We start from the raw sequence: 5,512 nt of genomic DNA, 5'->3' as shown, positions 1-5,512 counted from the left end.
GACGACGTCCAGCGTCATGCCCATGAGCCGGTGCCCGGCCACCGAGCACCAGCCCGCGAGGTCCTGCTGCACGACGCCGACGTCGACCGACGCCGTGCCACCCGGCGCGAGGCGCCCCGACGTGGCGCCGCCGTCGAGCACGAGGTCGTGCACCGTGGTGTCGGTGTTGACGACCTCGATGACCAGCCGGTCGCCGGCCGGCACCTCGACCGTGTCGGGCACGAACCGCATGTCCTGCGCCTCGACGCGCACGGTGGTGGTGCGTCCGGTCGCCCCGGCCTCCGACGCGGCGGGCGCCGCGGCACCCGCGGCGAGGACCTGCGTGAGGCCCGCCGCGGTCGGGTCGCCCGCGAGCGCGACGGCGGTCACCACGACGAGCGCGCCGACGGCCAGCGCACCGGCTCCGCGCCGCCGCGAGCGTGCCAGGGCGACGGCGACGGGGTCGGCCACGGCGGCGCGGGCCGGGACGACGGGTGCGGGGCGATCGATCGTGCCGGGCTGCCGGGCGAGCCGGACGGCCCGCGCGACGAGCACGAGGAACCAGACGCCCACCGCGAGCGCGGTGCTCGAGGCGACGACGCGCACGAGGCTCGGCGCGGGCAGCACGAAGATCACGAGCGCACCGTTGAGCAGCACGGCACGCACGACGGCGGAGCGGTCGAGCTCGGCCGCGACGGTGCGCGTGACGGCGGGGCCCCCGCCGAGCACGACGGGCAGCAGGTAGGACAGCGCGCCGAGGAGCACCTGCGCCGCGAACCCGCCGACGGTCGCGGGCGTGAGCGCCGAGAGACGCGGGACGGTCGCGGCCCACGAGCCGGCGGTCGCGACGACCACGCCGAGCACCGCGACCGACGCGGCCCACCACACGACCGCGGCACCGACGCCCAGCGCGGCGTACGTGACGGGCGGTGCGGTGCGCGCCTGGCGGACCAGCACGTGCGCGGTCAGCGCGATGCCGGCCAGCACGACCGCGACGCCCGCGACCGTGACGGCGCGCAGGCCCGTGGCGGGCCCGAGCGCCGCGAGCAGCGTCCCGGCCACGAGCAGCACGAGCGAGCGGCGCGCGGCGGTCTCGGCGTCCGCGTCGATGCGCGTGCGCAGGACTGTCGGCCACAGGACGACGAGCGTGCCCGCGACCGTGACGCCGACGAACCCGATCAGCGTGAGCACGACGTGCGCGACGTACCACTGCGCGTACGCCTCGGGCCCGGGTGCGGCGGTGGCCATGACGACGCCGCACGCGACCCCCGGGACCAGCAGCAGGCCCGCCGCGACGTAGGCGCGCGCGAGGTGGCCGAACCGCGAGGGCAGCGCGCCGCGGCCCTGCCGGACGATGCCGACGGCCTGCGCGACACCGACGCCGGCGACGGCGACACCCCCGGCGACGACCAGCGCGGGCACCGACGTCAGGTGCCCGGCGACGACCGCGAGCACGCCGGCGGTGTGCGCCGCCAGGCGCCACGTGAGCGCGCGGCGCGGTGCGGGGCTGCGCAGCAGCGTGTCGGCGAAGTGCTGGCTCCACACGAGGATCGCCGTGGTGATCGCGCCGAGCAGCGGCAGGTGCACCAGGAGCCACCCGGCCTCGGGCAGCCAGCGGTGCGCGAGCGCCGCGACGGCGGCCGCGACGAGCCAGACCAGGACCAGGGCGTTGGCACGGACGTGGTGCGCGGCGCGGTTCACCGGGGACCTCCGAGGGTGAGACCCGCGGCGGCGGGCGGGGTCGTGGTCGGGGTGGCCGGCGCTCCGGTCGCCGTCGACCGCGCGGGGCGCGCGGCGGCCGGGGGCGGCCCGAGCACGGCGGACGTCACGGCGACGACGACGAACAGCAGGAGGGCCACGACGTTGCCCACGCCTCCGACCTGGACCACGACGTCGAGCCCGCGCGCGTCGCCGACGAGCACCCGGAGCGCGAGGGTGGCGTGCAGCAGCACGAGCGGGACGTACATCACCGGCCGGTACGGCAGCGGGCGCCGCAGCACCGCGGGCAGGATCACGGGCGCGTGGGCCATGACCATCGACAGCACGAAGCCGAGGAACACGGCGTGCAGCGCGGCGTCGTACCCGCGTCCGGCCAGCACGGGCCCGGCGACCAGCCAGAGCGCACCCGCGACGGCGAGCCACGCGTACCCGGCGAGCATCGCGCACGCCATGAACCGGGGCAGGCCCGTGGCGCGCACCGTGCGCCGTGCGACGTCGTGCCGCACCAGGACCGCGACGAGCGCGAGCAGCACGGCACCGAGCAGCGCCCAGCCGACGGCTGGCCACAGCAGCGCGGCGGTCGCGGCGAGCGCCCACGCGCAGGCCAGGCCCCACACGGCGTCCTCGACGCGCGGCCCGGGCCCGCCGACCCGCAGGAGCTCGAGGCGCTCGCCCGCGATCGTCAGGACGAGGAAGCCCGTGAGGCACGGCACGAGGTGCGGCACGGCGGCGCCCGCGAGCCACAGCACGGCGGCCGCGACGGCGAGCGCCGCTCCCAGGGCCTGCACCGCGAGCGCGGCGGCGGGCTGCTTGCGCCACACGGCGAAGTAGATGCCGACGAGCGCGAGCGCCCCGAGCACGAGGCACGTGCGGCCGACCCACAGCGGCGCGGGCGTCAGGAGCGCCAGGCCGCCGACCCCGAGCAGCGCGGGCGAGGCGAACGCGATCGGTCGCCGCACGGCGACGGCCCGTTCGAGCGCGACGAGCGTGCCGACGAACCCCAGCACCATGAGCGGTCCGTGCACGTCGGACCAGCGCTCGAGCCGCACGGGCGCGGGCAGCCCGAGCAGCAGCAGGGCGGCGTCGAGCCCCGCGAGCAGCGCGAGGCCGCCGGGGACGAGCAGCACGACGTGCGGCGGGACCCTGGTCCTGGTCTTTTCCACGGCACGACGGTATTTAATGAGTCACCGGCGCCGCCCGGGACCTGGGTCCCGAGCCACCACCGGGCCCTCGACCGATGCGGTCACCGGGCCGGCACCGGTCCGAGGACGACCACCACGGAGGCGCACGTGACCGAGCACGACGACGGCGACGAGGTCCGCCGCACGCCCACCGCGCGCGTGCTGTCCTCGCCGAGCCGCCTCGAGCTCCTCCACGTGCTGCAGGCCGAGGGACCGCAGACCACCTCGGCGCTGGCGGTGCGGACCGGGCTGCACGAGAACACCGTGCGCGAGCACCTCCAGCGCCTCGTCGACGCCCGCTTCGTGGTGCGCGAGCCCGAGCGCCGTGCGACGCGCGGCCGGCCCCGCACCGTCTACCGCGCCACGACGCGCGACGACGTGCGCACCGACCCGGCGGCCGCTCGCCACCTGGCGGAGTCCGTCGCCCGCGCCCGGCTGACGAGCGTCCTGCTCGGCGGGTACGGCTCCCCCGTCGGCGACGTGCGCGAGTCCGCGCGGCAGGCCGGGCACGACATGCTCGCCGAGCTGCCCCCGCTGCCGTCGGGCGCGGACGACCAGGTGCTCGCGCTCGAGGCGCACCTGGACCGGCTCGGCTTCGACCCCGTGCTCAGCGAGGACCGCACCACCTTCGACCTGTGGCGCTGCCCCTTCCTCGACCTCGCGCGCGAACGGCCCGAGGTCGTGTGCAGCGTGCACCTGGGCCTCGCGCAGGGTGTGCTCGAGCAGGTCGGCGGACCCGTGCGCGCCGAGCGGCTCGAGCCGTTCGTCGGGCCGCGTCACTGCGCGCTCCACGTGTCCGGCGCCGCGTCCGCGAACGCCGCACCCCCCTCGTCCGCCGCCCGGCGGGCCACCACCGAAGGAGAGCCATGAGCCAGCCCGTCGAGATCCTGCCCACCGCCCCCGAGCCGGCCGGGCACACGTGCGGCTGCGGCGGCCACGACGAGGCCGACCCGGTCCTCGACGTGCGCACGATCCCGCACGCGATCCGCCACGCGACGGTGTTCGGCGCGTTCGACGCGATCGCCCCGGGTGCCTCGCTCGTCATCGTCGCGCCGCACGCGCCGCTGCCGCTGCTCGGGCAGCTCGCCGAGCGTGCGCCGATCGACGTCGAGTACCTCGTCGAGGGCCCCGAGGCGTGGCACGTGCGCATCACGCGCCGCGCGCAGGGCTGAGCACGCACGTGCGACGCACGGGCCCGGCGGCGACGGCCGTCGGGCCCGTGCGTCGTCCTTTTCACGGTCGCGCATTTTTCACGGTCGAGGTGGTGGCAAAGCCCTCGGCGCTTTGACATGGTGGCCGGGAAGGGGGCGCTGGGCCCCCGTGGCACGAAGGGCCTTCGATGTCGAACGCCACCCTGGCGCCGGACCTGTCCAACTGGGACCCGGAGAACGCCGACACCTGGGACGAGCGACGCGCCTGGCGCACGCTGTGGGTCACGACCTACAACCTGACGCTCGCCTTCGCGGTCTGGTACCTCGTCAGCGCGATCGCCCCGCGGCTCAACCTCGTCGGCTTCGACCTGACGAAGGAGCAGCTCTACTGGCTCGTCGCCCTGCCCGGCCTGGCCGGCGGTCTCATGCGGCTGGTCTTCATGTTCCTGCCACCCGTCGTGGGCACCCGCACGCTCGTCGGCGGGTCCTCGACCCTCCTGCTGCTGCCGATGATCGGCTGGACGCTCGCGGTGCGCGACGCGTCGACGTCGTACGCCACCCTGCTCGTGCTGGCCTTCGCGACCGGCATCGGCGGCGGTGCGTTCGCCGGGTTCATGCCCTCGACCAGCTACTTCTTCCCCCGCAAGATGTCGGGCACCGCGATGGGGCTGCAGGCGGGCATCGGGAACTTCGGCGTCAGCCTCATCCAGTTCCTCGTGCCGTGGGTCGTCGGCTTCGGGCTGCTGGGCACCGCGGCCCTCACGCCGCAGCGGACCACCGAGGGCGGCCAGATCTGGCTGCACAACGCGGCGCTCGTGCTCATCCCGTGGGTCGTGCTGGGCATCGTGCTCGCCGCGGTGGTGCTGCGCCGCGTGCCCGTCCAGGCGAACTTCCGCCAGCAGCTCGACATCTTCCGCGAGAAGCACACGTGGGTGATGACCGCGATCTACACCATGACGTTCGGTGCGTTCTCGGGCTTCGCCGCGCAGCTCGGCCTGCTCATCAACAACGTCTACGGCGGGTTCGAGAACGCGCCCGACCCGCTCAAGTTCGCGTTCCTCGGCCCGCTGCTCGGGTCGATCACGCGGGCCGCCTGGGGCCCGCTGTGCGACCGCTTCGGCGGCGCGGTCTGGACCCTGGTCTCCGGCATCGGCATGACGATCTCGACCGTCGTCGCCCTGCTGTTCCTCACACCGTCCGACGTCGGCGAGTTCACGTGGTTCCTCGTCGCGATGCTCGCGGTGTTCACGTTCGCGGGCATCGGCAACGCCGGCACGTTCAAGCAGATGCCGATGATCTTCCCGCGCCGACAGGCCGGCGGCGTCATCGGCTTCACCTCCGCGATCGCCGCGTTCGGGCCGTTCCTCGTCGGCATGGCCCTGTCCGTCTGGTCCCCGACCGCGTTCTTCGTCGGCGCGGCTGCCTACTTCGCGGCCTGCACCGTGCTCACCTGGGTGTACTACGCCCGACCCGGAGCCCCCC

5 protein-coding genes are annotated in these 5,512 nt (G+C 75.5%); 3 read left to right on the top strand and 2 right to left on the bottom strand.

What is annotated here, in order from left to right; all coding sequences use genetic code 11:
• Nucleotides 1–1,680: cupredoxin domain-containing protein (locus tag ATM99_RS17250; RefSeq protein ID WP_190278871.1), on the bottom strand; the 1,680-nt coding region annotated here is incomplete at its 3' end.
• On the bottom strand, nt 1,677–2,861 hold the full coding sequence (locus ATM99_RS17245) for a hypothetical protein (RefSeq protein ID WP_082659998.1): 1,185 nt from the start codon (nt 2,859–2,861) through the stop codon (nt 1,677–1,679). The genes ATM99_RS17245 and ATM99_RS17250, both read right to left, overlap by 4 nt.
• 126 nt (nt 2,862–2,987) lie before the next feature.
• On the opposite strand from ATM99_RS17245, the gene ATM99_RS17240 reads away from it, so the two are divergent.
• The 3 genes from ATM99_RS17240 to ATM99_RS17230 form a co-directional block, all read left to right on the top strand.
• Nucleotides 2,988–3,749 (top strand): metalloregulator ArsR/SmtB family transcription factor, encoded by a 762-nt coding sequence (locus ATM99_RS17240; RefSeq protein WP_082659996.1) that lies wholly within the window; start codon nt 2,988–2,990, stop codon nt 3,747–3,749.
• Entirely contained in the window at nt 3,746–4,051 is a 306-nt protein-coding gene (locus ATM99_RS17235; protein ID WP_062104047.1) for a DUF2249 domain-containing protein, read from the top strand. Before ATM99_RS17240 ends, ATM99_RS17235 begins: the two co-directional genes overlap by 4 nt.
• 167 nt (nt 4,052–4,218) lie before the next feature.
• The coding region (locus ATM99_RS17230) for an MFS transporter (protein ID WP_062104046.1) at nt 4,219–5,512 on the top strand (1,294 nt) is incomplete at its 3' end.

This window comes from Cellulomonas sp. B6 (assembly GCF_001462455.1).
GTDB lineage: Bacteria > Actinomycetota > Actinomycetes > Actinomycetales > Cellulomonadaceae > Cellulomonas.
Note: the sequence above shows the minus strand (reverse complement) of the source record. Positions and strands in the feature narration are given on the sequence as shown.

Excerpts from the sequence above, each read along its gene's own strand:
- ATM99_RS17235 (WP_062104047.1), top strand. The coding sequence starts at position 3,746 with ATGAGCCAGCCCGTCGAGATCCTGCCCACCGCCCCCGAGCCGGCCGGG.